General features: G+C 66.5%; 18 protein-coding genes. 8 read left to right on the top strand and 10 right to left on the bottom strand.

The window, feature by feature from the left end; all coding sequences use genetic code 11:
• Together F1609_RS21480 and F1609_RS21475 are read right to left on the bottom strand one after the other, a co-directional pair.
• Nucleotides 1-357 (bottom strand): hypothetical protein, encoded by a 357-nt coding sequence (locus tag F1609_RS21480; protein ID WP_167078700.1) that lies wholly within the window; start codon nt 355-357, stop codon nt 1-3.
• A gap of 85 nt (nt 358-442) precedes the next feature.
• The gene (locus F1609_RS21475; protein WP_167078699.1) at nt 443-3,340 is read right to left on the bottom strand and encodes a bifunctional diguanylate cyclase/phosphodiesterase; all 2,898 of its coding nucleotides are present in this window, start codon (nt 3,338-3,340) and stop codon (nt 443-445) included.
• A 171-nt stretch (nt 3,341-3,511) separates the two neighbouring features.
• Between F1609_RS21475 and F1609_RS21470 the strand changes: the two genes are divergently transcribed.
• The 3 genes from F1609_RS21470 to F1609_RS21460 are packed head-to-tail and all read left to right on the top strand — an operon-like array spanning nt 3,512 to nt 7,081.
• Complete coding sequence (locus tag F1609_RS21470) at nt 3,512-5,980, top strand: response regulator (protein ID WP_167078698.1); 2,469 nt, start codon at nt 3,512-3,514, stop codon at nt 5,978-5,980.
• Entirely contained in the window at nt 5,977-6,639 is a 663-nt protein-coding gene (locus F1609_RS21465) for a hypothetical protein (protein WP_167078697.1), read from the top strand. Before F1609_RS21470 ends, F1609_RS21465 begins: the two co-directional genes overlap by 4 nt.
• A 4-nt stretch (nt 6,640-6,643) precedes the next feature.
• Complete coding sequence (locus tag F1609_RS21460; RefSeq protein WP_167078696.1) at nt 6,644-7,081, top strand: NUDIX hydrolase; 438 nt, start codon at nt 6,644-6,646, stop codon at nt 7,079-7,081.
• Here F1609_RS21460 and F1609_RS21455 read toward each other — a convergent pair.
• From F1609_RS21455 to F1609_RS21420, 8 genes are all read right to left on the bottom strand, one after another.
• Nucleotides 7,065-7,466, bottom strand: coding sequence for a response regulator (locus F1609_RS21455; protein ID WP_167078695.1), 402 nt, complete (start codon nt 7,464-7,466; stop codon nt 7,065-7,067). The genes F1609_RS21460 and F1609_RS21455 overlap by 17 nt on opposite strands.
• 51 nt (nt 7,467-7,517) lie before the next feature.
• A complete protein-coding gene (locus tag F1609_RS21450) occupies nt 7,518-7,667 on the bottom strand; it encodes a hypothetical protein (RefSeq protein WP_167078694.1) in 150 nt (49 codons plus the stop codon).
• Entirely contained in the window at nt 7,664-10,129 is a 2,466-nt protein-coding gene (locus F1609_RS21445; protein ID WP_187363094.1) for an ATP-binding protein, read from the bottom strand. Before F1609_RS21445 ends, F1609_RS21450 begins: the two co-directional genes overlap by 4 nt.
• A gap of 288 nt (nt 10,130-10,417) precedes the next feature.
• Complete coding sequence (locus tag F1609_RS21440) at nt 10,418-10,732, bottom strand: hypothetical protein (protein ID WP_167078692.1); 315 nt, start codon at nt 10,730-10,732, stop codon at nt 10,418-10,420.
• A gap of 69 nt (nt 10,733-10,801) precedes the next feature.
• Nucleotides 10,802-11,071, bottom strand: coding sequence for a DUF5985 family protein (locus F1609_RS21435; RefSeq protein WP_167078691.1), 270 nt, complete (start codon nt 11,069-11,071; stop codon nt 10,802-10,804).
• Nucleotides 11,072-11,109: 38 nt separating this feature from the next.
• A complete protein-coding gene (locus tag F1609_RS21430) occupies nt 11,110-11,367 on the bottom strand; it encodes a DUF5985 family protein (protein WP_167078690.1) in 258 nt (85 codons plus the stop codon).
• Complete coding sequence (locus tag F1609_RS21425) at nt 11,367-11,762, bottom strand: hypothetical protein (RefSeq protein WP_167078689.1); 396 nt, start codon at nt 11,760-11,762, stop codon at nt 11,367-11,369. The genes F1609_RS21430 and F1609_RS21425 overlap by 1 nt, the downstream gene beginning before the upstream one ends.
• Nucleotides 11,763-11,899: 137 nt before the next feature.
• Nucleotides 11,900-12,538: a LysE family translocator gene (locus F1609_RS21420; RefSeq protein ID WP_167078688.1), complete on the bottom strand. Its 639-nt coding sequence runs from the start codon at nt 12,536-12,538 to the stop codon at nt 11,900-11,902.
• Nucleotides 12,539-12,687: 149 nt separating this feature from the next.
• Here F1609_RS21420 and F1609_RS21415 point away from each other — a divergent pair, with 149 nt between their 5' ends.
• The 5 genes from F1609_RS21415 to F1609_RS21395 all read left to right on the top strand — a co-directional run bounded on the left by F1609_RS21415 (nt 12,688) and on the right by F1609_RS21395 (nt 15,450).
• The gene (locus F1609_RS21415; RefSeq protein WP_167078687.1) at nt 12,688-13,644 is read left to right on the top strand and encodes a helix-turn-helix transcriptional regulator; all 957 of its coding nucleotides are present in this window, start codon (nt 12,688-12,690) and stop codon (nt 13,642-13,644) included.
• A gap of 35 nt (nt 13,645-13,679) precedes the next feature.
• Nucleotides 13,680-14,465: a DNA/RNA non-specific endonuclease gene (locus F1609_RS21410; protein ID WP_167078686.1), complete on the top strand. Its 786-nt coding sequence runs from the start codon at nt 13,680-13,682 to the stop codon at nt 14,463-14,465.
• Nucleotides 14,466-14,482: 17 nt separating this feature from the next.
• Nucleotides 14,483-14,743, top strand: coding sequence for a hypothetical protein (locus F1609_RS21405; protein ID WP_167078685.1), 261 nt, complete (start codon nt 14,483-14,485; stop codon nt 14,741-14,743).
• A 110-nt stretch (nt 14,744-14,853) separates the two neighbouring features.
• Nucleotides 14,854-15,207: a beta propeller repeat protein gene (locus F1609_RS21400; RefSeq protein WP_167078684.1), complete on the top strand. Its 354-nt coding sequence runs from the start codon at nt 14,854-14,856 to the stop codon at nt 15,205-15,207.
• A 57-nt stretch (nt 15,208-15,264) separates the two neighbouring features.
• On the top strand, nt 15,265-15,450 hold the full coding sequence (locus F1609_RS21395) for a hypothetical protein (protein WP_167078683.1): 186 nt from the start codon (nt 15,265-15,267) through the stop codon (nt 15,448-15,450).
• The last annotated feature ends 55 nt before the right edge of the window (nt 15,451-15,505 follow it).

The raw sequence follows: 15,505 nt of genomic DNA, 5'->3' as shown, positions 1-15,505 counted from the left end.
TTATTGCATCCGGGCGTTCGCCAGGAACGCCCAGGCGACCAGCATCACCACCATGCCGCTCATGGTAAGGCAGGCGCAGGTGAAAAACCAGGCCGGCCACAGGCTGGCCTGCATCAAGCGTTCGAACAGGGACCCCATGCCGAAACCGAACAGGGTCAGCACCGACCAGCGCCGCAGGTAGGTCGGGAAATAGCGGCACATGGCGCGGTTGTGCTGCAGCGCCGCGTGGCGCTCGTAGACATTGCGCGCCGCGCCCAGGTCGGCGAACAGCCAGTCGAAGAACAGGAATCGATACCACAGCGTCAGGAAGGGCAGTTCGCCGTCGGCGCCATGCTCGGAGGTGGGCGTAGTTGCCATGGTGGGGCCTTTACTGGACGGTCGACGCGGCGGACCGGGGTTCCCCGACTATATACCCATCCTTTCCGCTCCGGTGCGCGCCAGCTCAGGGCGTCAGCGGGCGCGGCTTGCCGACCCAGTAGCCTTGCGCAAAGTCGACCCCGATCGCTTTCAGGCTCGCCAGGATGGCCGAGTCGGTCACGTATTCGGCAATCGTCTTGCGCCCCATCATGTGGCTGATGTCGTTGGTGAAACGCACCATCTCGAAATCGACCTGGCTGGACGACATCATCTGGATGAACGAGCCATCGATCTTGATGTAATTGACCGGTAATTGCTTCAGATACGCAAAGGAGGTCATCCCGGTGCCGAAATCGTCCAGCGAAAAGCGGCAGCCGCGCGCCGACAGCGCTTCGATGAAGGAAATCGTCTTTTGCATATCGGCAATCGCACCGTTTTCGGTGATCTCGAAACACAGCTTGTCGGCCGCTACCTCGGAGGCATCGATCAGATCGGCCGCGAATTTGTGAAAGCTGGGGTCGCCCAGCGAACGGCGCGACAGGTTGATGCTGCACATTTCGAGCGCATCCATATGCTCCGGGTTGCTCGCAAGCCACTCCAAAGTGCGCGTCAGCACCCAGCGGTCGATCTTGACGATCACATCGTAGCGCTCGGCGGCCGGCAGGAACACGCCCGGCGCGATCGGCCCGTTGCGGCCGTTGCGCATGCGCAGCAGGATTTCGTAGTGGCGCGGCCCGTCGTCATCGTCGAGCGGCAGGATCGGCTGGTAGTACAGCTGCAACTGCTCGTTCTGGAAGGCGTGCGTCAGGCGCGTGACCCAGTGCATGTCGCTGCGCCGCTGGGCAAAGTCGAGGTCGCCCTTGTAGTGCACGTATATGCGGTTGCGCCCGCGGTCCTTGGCGATGTAGCAGGCGTGGTCGGCGCGCCGCATGGCTTCTTCGACGCTGATGGTGCCGGCGTCGATCGGGGTCAGCCCGATCGAGACGCCGAGCTGGAACACGCGCCCCTTGCACACGTAGCGAAACGAGCGGGTGGCGTCGAGGATCTTTTGCGCCACCGCCATCGCTTCGTCGACGCCGCAGTGTTCGATGATGAGCGCAAACTCGTCGCCGCCGATGCGCGCCAGGGTATCGCGCTCGCGCACGTGCTCGCTGTAGGTAGTGGCCAGGCGCTTGAGCAGCTCATCGCCAGCCTGGTGTCCGCAGGTATCGTTGACCACCTTGAACTGGTCCAGGTCCATGTACAGCAAGGCTGCGCAGGCCCCGCCCGGATGCTGGGCCCGCTCGATGGCGCGCTGCAGGCGCAGTTCGAACTCGCGCCGGTTGACCAGGCCGGTGAGGGCGTCGTGGCTGGCCTCGAAGCCGAGGCGGCGCAGCAGGCGCTTCGATTCGGTGACGTCGTGCATGATCAGCACCGCGCCGATCAGCTCGCCGCTATCGAGGATCACCGGGGCCACGGCGTTCTCGACCGCGAAACGGGTGCCGTCCTGGGATACCAGGGTGGCGTGCGGCAGAGCGTCGGTGGTCTGGTGCTGGCCCAGGCAGCGCTCGATGGCGCCGAAGGTGGCCTCGGCGGCGGCCGGCTCATCGATGTGCAGCAGGTCGCGAAAGCGCAGCCCGCGCGCAGCCTGCTCAAGCACGCCAATCATGCGCTCGGCGGCCGGATTGACGGTCATGATGGCGCCGTCGCGGTCGGCCGTGACCACACCGTCGGTGAGCGCCGCCAGGGTCACCAGGGCGCGCTCCTTTTCGGCGGCGGCGGCCATTTCCGTGTGTTTCAGCTGGCTGACATCGTGCAGCACAGCAATGGCGACCCGCGCCACGCCATCGCTGTCGACGATCGCGGCGGTGGTGACATCGATATGCAGGCGTTCGCCATCGGCGCGTTCGTAGATCAGCCCTTCGGTGCGCGCCACGTCATGGCCGCGCACGGTGCGCGCGAGCGGCAAGTCTTCCAGGGCGATGCGCGCGCCCTGGGCGTCGACGAACACATAGTCGCGGTAATCGTGATAGCTGTCGACCCCGGAAAAATCGCGCCCCATCATGCTGGCGGCGGCCCGGTTCTGGTAGGTCAGGCGGCCGGAGGGCACGTCGGCCAGCACCACGCCCGAGGGCATCTGCTCGAGAATATCGGAAAAGCGCGAGCGTTCCTGGCGCAGCTGCGACAGCAGGCGTTCCTTGTCTTGCTCGGCTGTCTTGAGGCTGTCGATGCCGACGCACACGCCGAGGAACTGCATCGGCCCGTCCTCGATGCTGCGGTGCCAGTTGGCGCGCAGGAAAAACCACTGGCTGCGGCCGTCGCTGCGCAGAAAACGCAGTTCGGTTTCGATGGGCGCCGTCAGGGGATCGCGGCAGGTGTCTTCGAGCAAGGTGCGAAAGCGCGCGCGCTCGTCTTCGTGCACCAGCGCCAGCCAGGCGTCAAAGTCGAGCTGTTCCGGCTCGCCATCGTAGCCGAGCAGTTCACGCAGGTGGCGCGACAGGTCGATCTGGCCGCTGTCGACATGCCACTTCCAGGTGCCGGCCTGGGCCGCGCGAAGGATCAGGTCGATTTCCTGTTTTTCTTTCGTGCATGCTTCGAGCAGCTTGTGGTGGGTCAGGTCCATGGTGATCTTGGAAAAACCCAGCAGTTGGCCATCGTCCCCGCGCAGGGCGGTGAGGGCGATGCGCGCCCAGAACAGGCTGCCGTCCTTGCGCTTGCGCCACGTTTCCTCGCTGTAAAAGCCGGTCTCCGCGGCCTTGGCGAGGTTGTGCTGCGGCCAGCCGCGTTCGCGATCCTCGTCGGTGTACAGGCGCGCGAGATGGCTGCCGATCGCTTCGTCCGCCGTATAGCCTTTCATGTCCTGGGTGCCGCGGCTCCAGACGGTAATATAACCGCCGGGGTCCATCAGGAACACGGCCACCTCGCGGATGCCGACCACCATCAGCCGGTACAGTTCGGCGGCTTCATGTTGCGGCAATGCGGACGCCAGGAATCGTTCAGGCATGCGATACCCCCACCTTGCAAAGGTGCAAACAGCTTTGGAGAGGGCGTGACTGCTGTAAGTTCCCAAACTTTAAAAATATTCTTTGATTCTTGCACAATTGACTTTTTTTCATCTTCGGCCTACATTGCGCTCTTGACCTGGGCGATCGCCACGAGGCACATCGGATACCCCATGCTCAACGAGAACAGCACGCCCCAGGCCCAGATCAACGGCAGAATCAATATCCTGCTGGTGGACGACCAGGACGCCAACCTGCAGGTGCTCCAGGCGGTGCTGGCCGAGCTCGACGAAGTGCTGGTCAGTGTGACCTCCGGCGAGCAGGCGCTGCGCGAGTTGCTGGTGCGCGAATTCGCGGTGGTGCTGATGGACGTGCACATGCCGACCATGAGCGGCTTCGAAGCGGCCGCGCTGATCCGCAGCCACCCGCGTTCGCGCACCGTGCCGATCATCTTCCTGACCGCCGCCGGCGACGACCGCGCCCACGTGGAGCAGGCGTACGCGCTGGGCGCGGTCGATTACCTGACCAAGCCGATCAGTCCGGTGATCCTGCGCGCCAAGGTGGCCGTGTTCATCGACCTGTACCGCAAAACCGCCGAGATCGCCCTGCATGCGCAGGCCAGCCACCTGGCGGCGCTGCGCACACGGGACGAGCGGATTCGCCTGATTCTCGACAACACCCGCGATTACGCCTTCATCGGCACCGATACCGACGGCATCGTCACCGAATGGGAAGGCGGCGCCGAAACCATCACGGGCTGGTTCGCGGCCAAGGCCTGCGGCGAGCCGAACGCCATCATTTTCACGCCGGAAGACCGCGCCGCCGGCGTACCGCAGCGCGAAATGCGCATGGCGCGCGAGACCGGGCGCGCCGACGACAAGCGCTGGCACCTGCGGCGCGACGGCGCCCGCTTTTTCGCCGATGGTGTGATGGTGCCGCTGTGGGACGACACCGGCAAGCTGCGCGGCTACGCCAAGATTTTTCGCGACGCCACGGCCGAGCGCCTGGCCGCCGAGCAGCTCGAAATGTCCGAGCTGCAACTGGGCGAATCGCGCCAGCGTTCCCAGCGCGCCGAGGAAGGCATGCGGCGCCTGGCCGCGGTGGCGGCGCAATCGTCCGACTTCATCGGCATCGCCAGTTCGGAGGCGCGCACCAGCTACGTCAACCCGGCCGGGCGCCGCCTGGCGGGGCTGGCCCCGGATGCGGCCTTGGGCGACGCCTTGGGCAACTACCGCCTGGGCGACTTTTTTGCGCCCGAGTGCCAGGCCTTTGTCGAGGCGGTGGTATTGCCGGCCGTGCGCGGCCCGCAGGCGCGCTGGGAAGGCGAACTGCGCATGCGCAACTTTGAAAGCGGCGCCATCCTGCCCATCTATTACAAGGGTTTTGCCGTGTTCGACGACGAAGGACAGAATATCGGCCTGGCCTCGATCATGCGCGACATTACCGCGCAAAAGCAGGCCGAAAACGAGCTGCGCCGGGTGGCGGCCGACCTGGCCGAGGCCGACCGGCGCAAGTCCGAGTTCCTGGCCACCCTGGCGCACGAGCTGCGCAACCCGCTGGCGCCGATCCGCACCGGGCTCGACCTGATCCGCATGGCGGCGTCCGGCGCCCCCAAGCTGGCCAAGGTGCACGAGATGATGGACCGCCAGCTCGGCCATTTGATTCACCTGGTCAACGATTTGCTGGATGTGGCGCGCATCACGCGCGGCAAGATCGAACTCAAGCGGGAAGCGAGCGATGTCGCCACCCTGGCCGCGATGGCCATCGAAACGAGCACGGCGGCGCTGAACGCCGGCCGCCATGCGTTCACCGTCGAAATGGCGGCCGACACCTTGCCGCTCGACGTCGACGTGACCCGCATCGTGCAGGTGCTCAGCAACCTGCTCAACAACGCCGCCAAGTACACCCCGGCGGGCGGGCGCATCGTGCTGCGCGCGCTGCGCGAGGGCGATGAGGCGGTACTGTCGGTGCTGGACAACGGGGTTGGCATTTCGCAAGAAGACATGGGCACCCTGTTCGACATGTTTACCCAGGTCGGGCGCAGCCTGGAGCGCTCGCAGGGCGGGCTGGGAATCGGGCTGTCGCTGGTGCGCCGCCTGGTCGAGCTGCATGGGGGCAGCGTCAGCGCCGCCAGCGCCGGACGCGACCAGGGCAGCACCTTCACCGTGCGCCTGCCGCTGCACCTCGGCAATCCTGCGGCGCTGGCGCCGCCGCCGTCCGGCGCCAGCGCGGCCGGCGCGCTGCGGGTGCTGGTGGTGGACGATAACGTCGACGCCGGCGCGACCCTCTCGACCCTGCTCGAGGCGCTCGGCCACAGCACCCGGGTGGCGCCCGACGGCGAGCAGGGCCTGCTGCTGGCCTGCGCGTTCCGCCCGCACCTGGCCTTTCTCGACATCGGCCTGCCCGGCATGAGTGGCCACCAGCTGGCGCGCGCGATCCGCGCCAGCGGCGAGCTCGATGGCGTGTTGCTGGTGGCCCTGACCGGCTGGGGCGCGCGCGCCGACGTGCTCATGTCGCAGCAGGCCGGGTTCGACCGCCACCTGACCAAGCCGGTCGACATGAACGCCCTCACCAGCGTGCTGGCGGCGGCCGCCGCCTCCGCCTTGTTTTCCGATCCATCCCTTGCCAAGGAGCAGTCATGAACAGCAGTATTCCCGTGATCGTCCCCGCGCGCGTGGCGGTGACCGCCGTGTTCGGTCCCCTCGATGACCTCAACGGGGCGCTCGGCGCGCACGCCATGAAGGAGGAGGAAATGCTGGCCCTGTTTGTCGCGGGCGACTGGTCCTGCGCCGGGGCCGGGCCGATGCACATGGAAGACCTGTTCGCCGGCCTGCTGGCGCAAGTGCCTGCCGACAAGATCGTCTGCGCGGTCGTGGTCACTGGCAACCTGGACGCGCCCGCCGCGATCCTGGTCGATCGCGACACCGACTGGGCGCCGTCCCTGATTGTGGGCGGCAAGCTGGCCGTGCACAGCCTGTGCCTGGGCGGCGGCGCGACCCAGGTGGTGGGCGACCTGGCGGTCCAGTCCACGATTTACGGCAAATACAACCACGGCTCGCTCGAGGTCGGTGGCGACACCCGCGCCGACACTATCCTCAGCAATGATTTCGAGATGACCTTCCATGGCGAGGTGGCGTGCCCGCACGTGATCAGCGCGCTTGGCCACCTGAATATTCCGGCCCACTTCAGCGGCGACGCGCTTGGGCAGATCCTGGCGCCGCGTTTCCTTGACGCCGACGGCGATCCCATCGACGACCGCATCCTGGATGCGGTCAACGATGGCCTGTCCCTGCTGCGCTGAGCCGATGAGCACGCCGAAAAAAATACAGACCGTCTCGTGCGGCACCTTGGTGGTCAATCCGGCCGGCCAGTTGCTGCTGTGCCACGTGACCAACACGCCGAGTTGGGACATCCCCAAAGGCATGCAGGACCCGGGCGAGAGCACGCTCGAGTCGGCCATGCGCGAGCTGCGCGAGGAAGCCGGCATTGCGTTTGCGCCCGGGCGCTTCGAGGACCTGGGCGGATTTGCCTACCGCAGCGACAAGCGCCTGCACCTGTACCGGGTGCGCGCCGGCGACGAATTGAGCAGCCTGGCGCACCTGGTCTGCACCAGCTTCTTTCCCCACCCCGTGACCGGCCAGCCGACCCCGGAAACCGATGGCTTTCGCTGGGCTGCGCGCAGCGAACTGAGGCGCCTGTGCTGGCCGAGGATGGGCAAGTTGCTGGTCACGCTGGACTGGTAGCTGCCAGGATCGACCCCAGCGCGGCGATATCGACCGGCTTGACCAGATGATAGTCGAATCCCGCCGCCAGCGATTGCGCCCGGTCTTTTTCTTGGCCGTAACCGGTTACCGCCACCAGTCGCGCGCCGGCGCTGGCGTCCATCGCGCGCAGCTGTTGCGCCAGCTCGTAGCCGCTGGCGTCCGGCAGGCCGAGGTCGAGCAGGCAGACATGCGGGCGGTCGTGCCGCGTGCGTTCCAGCGCCGCCTGTGCCGTGTGTTCCACCCACACCTGATGGCCCGATTGTCCGGGCAGCATGGACAGCATGTCGGCCGCATCGACGTTGTCGTCCACCAGCATGATGCGCAGGCCGCGCCCGCGCGCGGTCGTCGGGATGAACGCCGTCATAAAAATCGTCCAGGGTGACCGGGCACTCGGGCGCAATGCCGAACATGGCTTTCACGCGCGCCGGCCGTCGATGCGCAGTCCCTCGTCATTGATCTGGAGCACCCGGAAATCGGCATGCATATACAGAAAACCCTGGGGAAGGCAGGCCAGGATGCGCTGGCTGCGTTCTTGTTCGCGGCGCTGTGGCTCGTGATGGTTCATGATGCCGCAAGCGCCGTGGCGCCTGCCCGCCGGGCGTGTTCGGCCAGCAAATCGGCCAGGGCGGAAAGGTCGACCGGCTTGGTCAGGTGCACATCGAAGCCGGCGGCGCGGGTGCGCTCGCGGTCCTCGCCGCTGCCCCAGCCGGTCAGCGCCACCAGCAGCACCCCGGCGTGGCGGCCATCCTGGCGCAGCGCGCGCGCCAGCGCGTAGCCATCCATGCCGGGCATGCCGATGTCGAGGAACATCACTTGCGGGCGCAGCCGGGCCGCCATGGCCAGCGCCGCCGGGCCGTCGTTGGCAACCTCGGCCGCGTGGCCGATCAGGGTCAGCAGTTCGGCCAGGGTGGCGGCGGCGTCCACATTGTCATCGACAACGATCACGCGCAGGGCGCTGGCGGCGGGCGCGGCGGCGTCGCTCTTGCCTGGCGCCGGGATGGCGGGCGGCGCGCCGGGGGGAGCGAGCGGCAGGCGCACGCTGAACACGCTGCCGTGGCCCAGTCCGGCGCTGGCGGCGCCGACCTGGCCGCCGTGCTGTTCGGCCAGGCTGCGCACCAGCGACAGGCCGATGCCCAGCCCGCCCGCCTGATGCGCGCTGCGCCCGACCTGGGTAAACATGTCGAACACGGCCGCGAGCTTGTCGGCGGCGATGCCGATCCCGTTGTCAGTGACCGAGATCAGCACGTCGGCGCCGTCCTGGCGCGCCGACAGGGTGATGCGCCCGCCCTGCGGGGTGTACCTGGCGGCGTTGTTGAGCAGGTTGTTGATGACCTGGCGGATCCGGGTCGGATCGGCATACAGCGCCAGCGGCTGCGCCGGCAGGTCGACGCGCAACTGGTGCCCGGCGCCATCGATCAGCGGGCGGCTGGTGTCGACCGCGTCGGTGACGACCTGCTGCACGCTGGTCCACTCCGGCTTGAGCGCGATCTGGCCGCGCGTGATGCGCGCCACGTCGAGCAGGTCGTCCACCAGCGCCACCAGGTGGTCGAGCTGGCGGTCCATGATGTCTTGCACGCGCGCGGACACGGCGGCGTTGCCGGCGTTCAGGCGCAGCACTTGCAGGCCGCTGCGGATCGGCGCGAGCGGATTGCGCAGTTCGTGCGCCAGGGTAGCCAGGAATTCGGTCTTGCGGCGGTCGGCTTCGGACAGGTCGGCCGCCAGGCGGCGCAGTTCGGCGTCGGCCGCGACGCGCTCGCTGATGTCGGTGAACAACACCGCCACCAGCCGGCTGCCGGGACCGCCCACGCGGGTGGCGTACACATCGAACCAGCGCCCCATGGCGCGCGCTTCCTCGACCAGGCGCACCGGCACGCCGCTGGTGACGACCCGGCCATAGGTCGAAAACCAGTGGCTGTCGTGGCCGGGAACCATCTCGAGCACGGTCTTGCCGACCGCGTCGACCAGCCCGGTGTGCTTGACGAACGCCGGGTTGAGCTCGATGAAGCGGTAGTCGAAGGCGGTGTCGCCCTCGAACAGCACTTCGATGATGCATACGCCGGTGTCGACCGACTCGAACAGGGTGCGGTAGCGCTCTTCGCTGGCGCCGAGCCGGGCCTCGGCCTGTTTCTGGCGCGTGATGTCGATCACCACGCCGCGCAGCTGCTGGCCCGGCGCGGCGGCGTCGCCCACCACCTGGCCGCGCGCGATCACGTTGTGGTACAGCTTGTCGCTGCCGCGCACGCGGTATTCGACATCGTACGGCTGGCCGCTGGCGAGCGCGCTGTCGATCAGGGCCGTGGTATGGGGCAGGTCATCCGGGTGGATCGCGTTCAGGTAATGCTGCACCGGACCGCCGGCGGCAATCTCGGGCGGGACGTTGAACAGGCGCGCCATGGCGGCGTCGGCGATGACGCGGTTGGCCGCGACATCCCAGGTCCAGGTGGCCAGCTCGGCCGCGGCCAGGGTGATTTCGAGGCGGGCGCGGGTGTCGCGCAGGTCGCTGTCGCTGCGGCGCTGGCGCGTGGCGGTCTGGTGCGCGTCGATCAGGAAGGCCAGCTTGGCCTTGAGCGCCACGGCCAGCACCGGGCTGGGCAGCACGTCGATGGCGCCGGCCGCGTAGGCTTGCGCGAGCGGGAAGGACGGGGCGCCTTCGGGCGCGATGACGATCAGGGCCAGGCCGGAAAGGCCGGGCGCGGCGCGCAGGCGGGCAATGAGGGCGATGACATCGGTACCATGCGCACTGGCGGCGCCAGAACCCGCGCCGCCACCAGTGCCAGAACCGGAACCGGCACCAGAACCGGGCCCGGCATCGGCACGAGAACCGGCATCGGCACGAGAACCGGCAGCAGTCATGCTGGCATCAACGACGATCAGGGCCAGTTCGGGACTGGCGGCATGGGCGATCGCGGTTTGCGCGTCGAGCCGCAAAGGCGTGTGGCCCAGCTCGCTTAAAAGTTGCGCCAGCACTTCACTGGCGGCATCTTGCTGTTCAACCAGCAAGATGCTCGCAGCATTGCTTGCCCTCATCGTGCAATCCGCCCCGTGGCGATGGTGGTGTCGGGAGCGGAGAGTATCGGCATTGCGTGCTTTTCGGTGGTGGAAGACAGTTTGTTAATGGTGGCGGGTCACCCTCCGAAAGTCAATCGAACACAGCTTGATGTGGCGGGGCGACAGCAAACCCGCAGGCAGGCGGCCGGCCGTGGGTAAGGCGGCGCAGGCAATCGACCCGCTTGCGGCTGCCGCTTGTCTGTACGCGGGCGGTACGGATACCGCATTTGCGCCGTCAAGACATGGCCTCGCTGCGGCGCTGCGGGTTCAGGGCGTGGCGTGCTTCGGATCGGCCGGCGGGGGCTGTGCGGTCTCGTCTGGCGCGAGCGTACCGGCCACCGCACCGGCCAGGTCTGCCTGGAGTGGGGGATCGGGCGGCAAGGCCCCGACCCGGCGCGCCTGGTCCGATTGCTGGTCGAGGCTGACTTCTTCGGCGACCGCATAGCGGCCGTCTGCCTCGTCTTCCCCGGCCGGCAGCAAGGATTCGGAGCGGACCTGCGCCGCGCCGGGAGCGGCCCCCGGTGGCGGGTGCGCCGCCGCGCCCGGCTTGTCGCTGTCGCTGTCATTGGCGGTCGCTGGCATGATGGCTCCTTCGGTTGGCTTGATGTCAGTTGGAGACCTCGCGCTACCGAAAGTTCAGCCCATCCCGTCTTATTCGGGCGCCTTTTTGCGTGGCCAGTTCTTGCAAGCAATCGCCCACAAGATCAGGCAGTAGGACAGCAAGCGCAGCAGGAAGTGGAAGGGCGAATCCTCGCTCATGCCGGGGCTCAGGCTGGCATACACGCGATGCCCGCCTTCGATCAGGAAAGAGAGCGCGAAATACAGGAAGAAACGGTCGCCCGAGTTGCGCCAGAAGCGCAGGAAAAACAGGCCGATGACCATCGAGCCCATGGCGCCGGCGCCGGCCAGCATCAGATCCATACATTGCTCCCTCTGTTGCTCCCGGTTTTGTTCACCTGTCACTCCTTCTCGTAGACCAGCCCGTACAGCAGCAGGGCAACCGAGATCAGCGCCGTCGCCAGGCGCAGGGTCAGCAGGTCGACCTGCGGGAACACCAGCTTGTCGAGGACCAGCAGCAGATTGTTCAGGGTCATGCCGCAAAAACACAGGCCGCTCCAGAACAGCAGGCGGTGCCGGGTGCGCGCGTAGCTGGCCAGCAGCAGCCAGGCGCAGGCAAACGAGGTGAGCATGCAAAGGCCATAAATCGCTGCCGCCATTACGGTTCCTTTCGCCAGGTGAACGCGTCGGCAAACTGTTGCGCCTTGCGCTCGAGTTTCGAGTGAATCAGATGGGTCACATCGACCAGGCGCCGCGCATACAGGTCGGCCAGCGCGTCGATCACCTGGCCCAGCGCCGCCGTGGCCGGCTGGTAGCGGAACACCGGCTCACTGCCTTCGTGGCGCAGGGTCACCGTCATGCCCGCGCGCGACAGGTCCGCCAGCACAGTCGCGGCCAGCTTGTCGCCAATGTAGAGACGTTCGGCTACTTTCTGCACAGTCCAGTCCTGATGCACGCTGTTGCGCAAAAGCAGTAGCGCCTCCAGGTGGGGAACGGAGGCAATGCTGGTCAGCAGGAAACGGCGCAGGTCTTCGGGAATCGGTTGGGGCACCATGATGTACGAGAATCCATTGCGCCAAGCTAAGCCAACGCGGTCCAAAAGCCGTATTCTAGTCGATTTTGCTTATCAACCATGCATCATTGTTGTGTGTTTACGTGTTAATCCGTCAATACCTGGAGCGCCGCGACGGCTTACAACAGGCTGCGCACCCCTTGCGCCGCGCTCAGCGCCGCCACCAGAATCAGCAGTACTCCCATGGCGCGCGCGAGCAGGGTGGCCGCGCCCGGACGCTGTTCCACCCAGCTCCCGGCGCCGCCGCCCAGCCAGGCCAGCGCGCCGTAGATGCCGGCCTGGGTCAGCGCGGTGATGGCGCCCAGCAAAGCGGCCTGGGCCCACAGCGGCTCGGGGCCGGGCCTGAGGAACTGCGGAAAGATCGCCAGCATGAACAGGTAGGCTTTGGGATTGAGCAGGCTGGTGACCAGCGCGCGGCGCAAGGTGGCGCCGGTGCTGCACGCGCCGGACGGCAGGCGCTGCGCAAACGTGCTGCTGCTGCGCAGGCAACTCCAGCCGATCCACGCGGTGTACACGGCGCCGGCGGCCAGCATCGCATGGAATAGAAACGGCCACAGCCGCAGTAGCGTGGCCACCCCCAGCGCACTCATCGCCAGGTGGCAGAAGCCGCCGCAGACGATGCCGGCCACCGCCGCCAGGCCGGCGCGCCGGCCGCCCAGCACGGCGCTGCCCATGACGAAGGCCATGTCGAGGCCGGGCAGGGCGATGATGCCGAACACGACCACAAAATACAGCCACAGGTTGGCGTGCGCGCTCATGCCGGTACCGGCGGCAGGTGAAAGGCATGCTTCGGGGTGGGAAATGGCATGGCAGGGCTCGCTTTCGCTTGGTGGTGGTGCATCGAAAGGGTGCAGATTAAAGGTGCATCAGGGCAGATTGCGCCCTGATTGTCTGCTATGGTTGCGCCATGTACCATCCAACCACCCGCGTGCTGGCAGTGCTCGAACTGCTGCAAACCCATGGCCGCCTGAGCGGCGCCGAGATGGCGGCACGGCTCGCCGTCGATACGCGCACCTTGCGCCGCTACATCGTCACGCTCGACGAGATGGGCATTCCCATCACCACCGAGCGCGGGCGCCATGGCGGCTATGCGCTGATGGCCGGCTTCAAGCTGCCGCCGATGATGTTTACCAACGATGAAGCGCTGGCCCTGGCGATCGGCCTGCTTGCCGCGCGCAGCCTCGGCTTTGCCGAAGCCGCGCCGGCGGTGGCCAGTGCCCAGGCCAAGCTTGAACGCATCATGCCGGCCAACCTCAAGCGGCGTGTGCGCGCCATCGACGAAACGGTGCGGCTCGACATGATCCGCGCGGTGGCGCCGCAGGACAACGACGCGCTCGTCACGCTCAGTTCGGCGGCGCTGGCGCAGCAGCGGGTGTGCCTGCGTTACCGCGCGCCCGACGGCGGCGAGACCGAGCGCGATTTCGACGCCTATGGCCTGGCGTTTCGCGGCGGCTGCTGGTACGTGATCGGCATGTGCCATCTGCGCGCCGGGATGCGTTCGTTCAGGATCGACCGCATCGTCAGGGCCGAACCGCGCCCGGTCTCGTTTGCGCGTCCGGCCGGGTTTGACGCGCTCGGTTACCTGAACCAGTCGCTGGCCCTGATGGCACGCGAGCACGCGGTGGAAGTGCTGCTGCACACCGACCTGAAAACAGCCAGCGCGCACTTCCATGGGGCGCTCGGGGTGTTCGAACAGGTGGCCGATGGCGTGCTGCTGCGCTGCACCGCCGACGACATCGACTGGTTCGCCGGCTACCTCGCGGGCCTGCCGTTCGACTTCGCCGTGCGCGCGCCGGAGCAGCTGCGCACCAGTCTTGCAAAATTAGCTGAACGACTGCTTCGCATGACGCGCACGCTCCGCTAGAATGCGTCGCTCAACTATTTTTTGTTTTGGAAAACATGATTCAGAAAACCCTGGCCGGCATCGTCCTCGGATGGACCTTGCTGGCGGCCGGCAGCGCCTTTGCCGGCGGCTGTCCCGCACACTATATGGATGGGCGCCTGCCCGAAATCCGCAACCCCAAACTCGCCAAAGCGACCACCGAATTGTGCTACGGCGTGTTCGGCGTGATGCACTCCGGGGTCACCCGCACGCCGCTGTGGTCGGCCGAACGCCTGCTGCCGGCCAACCTGAAACTGGCCAAGAAACTCTCGCGCGACGACTCCTTCCACGCCGAAGAACGCCTGTCGCCGTCGCAGCGCGCCGAGCTGTCCGATTATGCCCGCAGCGGCTTCGACCGCGGCCACATGGCGCCCAACGGCAACATGCCGGACCGCCAGACCCAGCACGAGAGTTTTACGCTGGCGAACATGGTGCCGCAGGATGCCGACAACAACCGCCATTTGTGGGCGGGGCTGGAAGGCCGCGTGCGCGACATGGTCCGCAAGGAAGGTACCTTATATGTGATCACCGGGCCGGCGTTCATTGGCGGGCGTTTGCAAAAGGTCGGCAACGTACTGGTGCCGAGTCATTTGTACAAGGCCGTGTATAGTCCGAGCCAGAAGGCGGGCGCGGCGTGGATCGTGGAAAACCGTTCGGCGGACCAGCTGGACGTGATGACGATCGCCGAGCTGGAAGAAAAGATCGGCATCAACCTCATGCCCTCGCTGAGCGCGCGGCAAAAGTCCGCGATGCTGGACCTGCCGCAGCCGAAGCAGAAGAAATCGCGCCGCTGGCCGTTTTAACCATCAAAGGAGACGCAATGAGCGACAAGAAACAGGGTTTTGTACCGTACGCGAACGAGGCCGACGTGGTCGCGGTCGGCAAGCTGATGATCGAAAACCGGCTCGACCGGATCACCATCAGCGGCGATGTCGACCTGACCGCCGACAAGGCCGGCCTGGCGCACGCGCGCAAGCTGCAGGCGCTGCTTGGCGGGATCGTCGCCACGCTGGAAGGGATGAGCTTGCCGGCCGAGTTGCCGCCGCCGGCGGTGGGCGAAGTGGACAATCCCTTCAACTAAGCCGGTGCCAACCCGGTGTCAGGTCTGACAGTGCCTACCTGCTGCGCGGTTCGGTCATACATCTGCGGACGATCGGCGGACGCCTCTACGCCTGCGGTAGCAACAGGACTGTGATCGACCGGGTCGGCAAAGACGTGTGGAACTATCATCTGAGCTTGCCGAAAAAGACAGATGATCTGGACGCGTCCGGTTTTCAGGACATCGACGGCTTCTCGCCGGAGGACATCTACGCCGTCGGCGGAAAAGGCGATGTGTGGCATGTCGACGGGCAGCAGTGGACGCAGTTGCCGTTCCCGAGCGAGATGAACCTATCGAGCGTTTGTTGCGCGCCCGACGGCGTGGTGTACATCGGTGCCGGGTCGGGTACGGTTTTCAAGGGGCGCGCGGCGCGGCGCGGCATGACGGGCAACAATGGCAGCGGATCATCGACTACAGTGGGTTTTGAGCTCCAATATACGAGGTGAACCATCGGAACAGGGACGGCAATGGGATACTTGCGATTAATGCGGCGCCAGGCCGGGATGGTCTACACCGACAGCGAGCAAAACGCCCTGTTGGCACTGCTCAGCCGCTTTGGCGGCGTGACGGCAGCGATCGACGGTATGCACCCGAAGGGGGGCTACCGGGTGCGCTGTACGGTACCTGGTAAGGCGTTTGACAGTCTCATCCTTGAGCTTGAGAAGCATGACTGGTTTTGCGCAATGTAGGGCGCACTCTGGAAAAACGCAGCGTCGTTGAAACCGCTGGTAGTGCTGCTTTGGG

This window comes from Massilia aquatica (genome assembly GCF_011682045.1).
Classification (GTDB): Bacteria; Pseudomonadota; Gammaproteobacteria; order Burkholderiales; family Burkholderiaceae_D; genus Telluria_A; species Telluria_A aquatica.
Note: the sequence above shows the minus strand (reverse complement) of the source record. Positions and strands in the feature narration are given on the sequence as shown.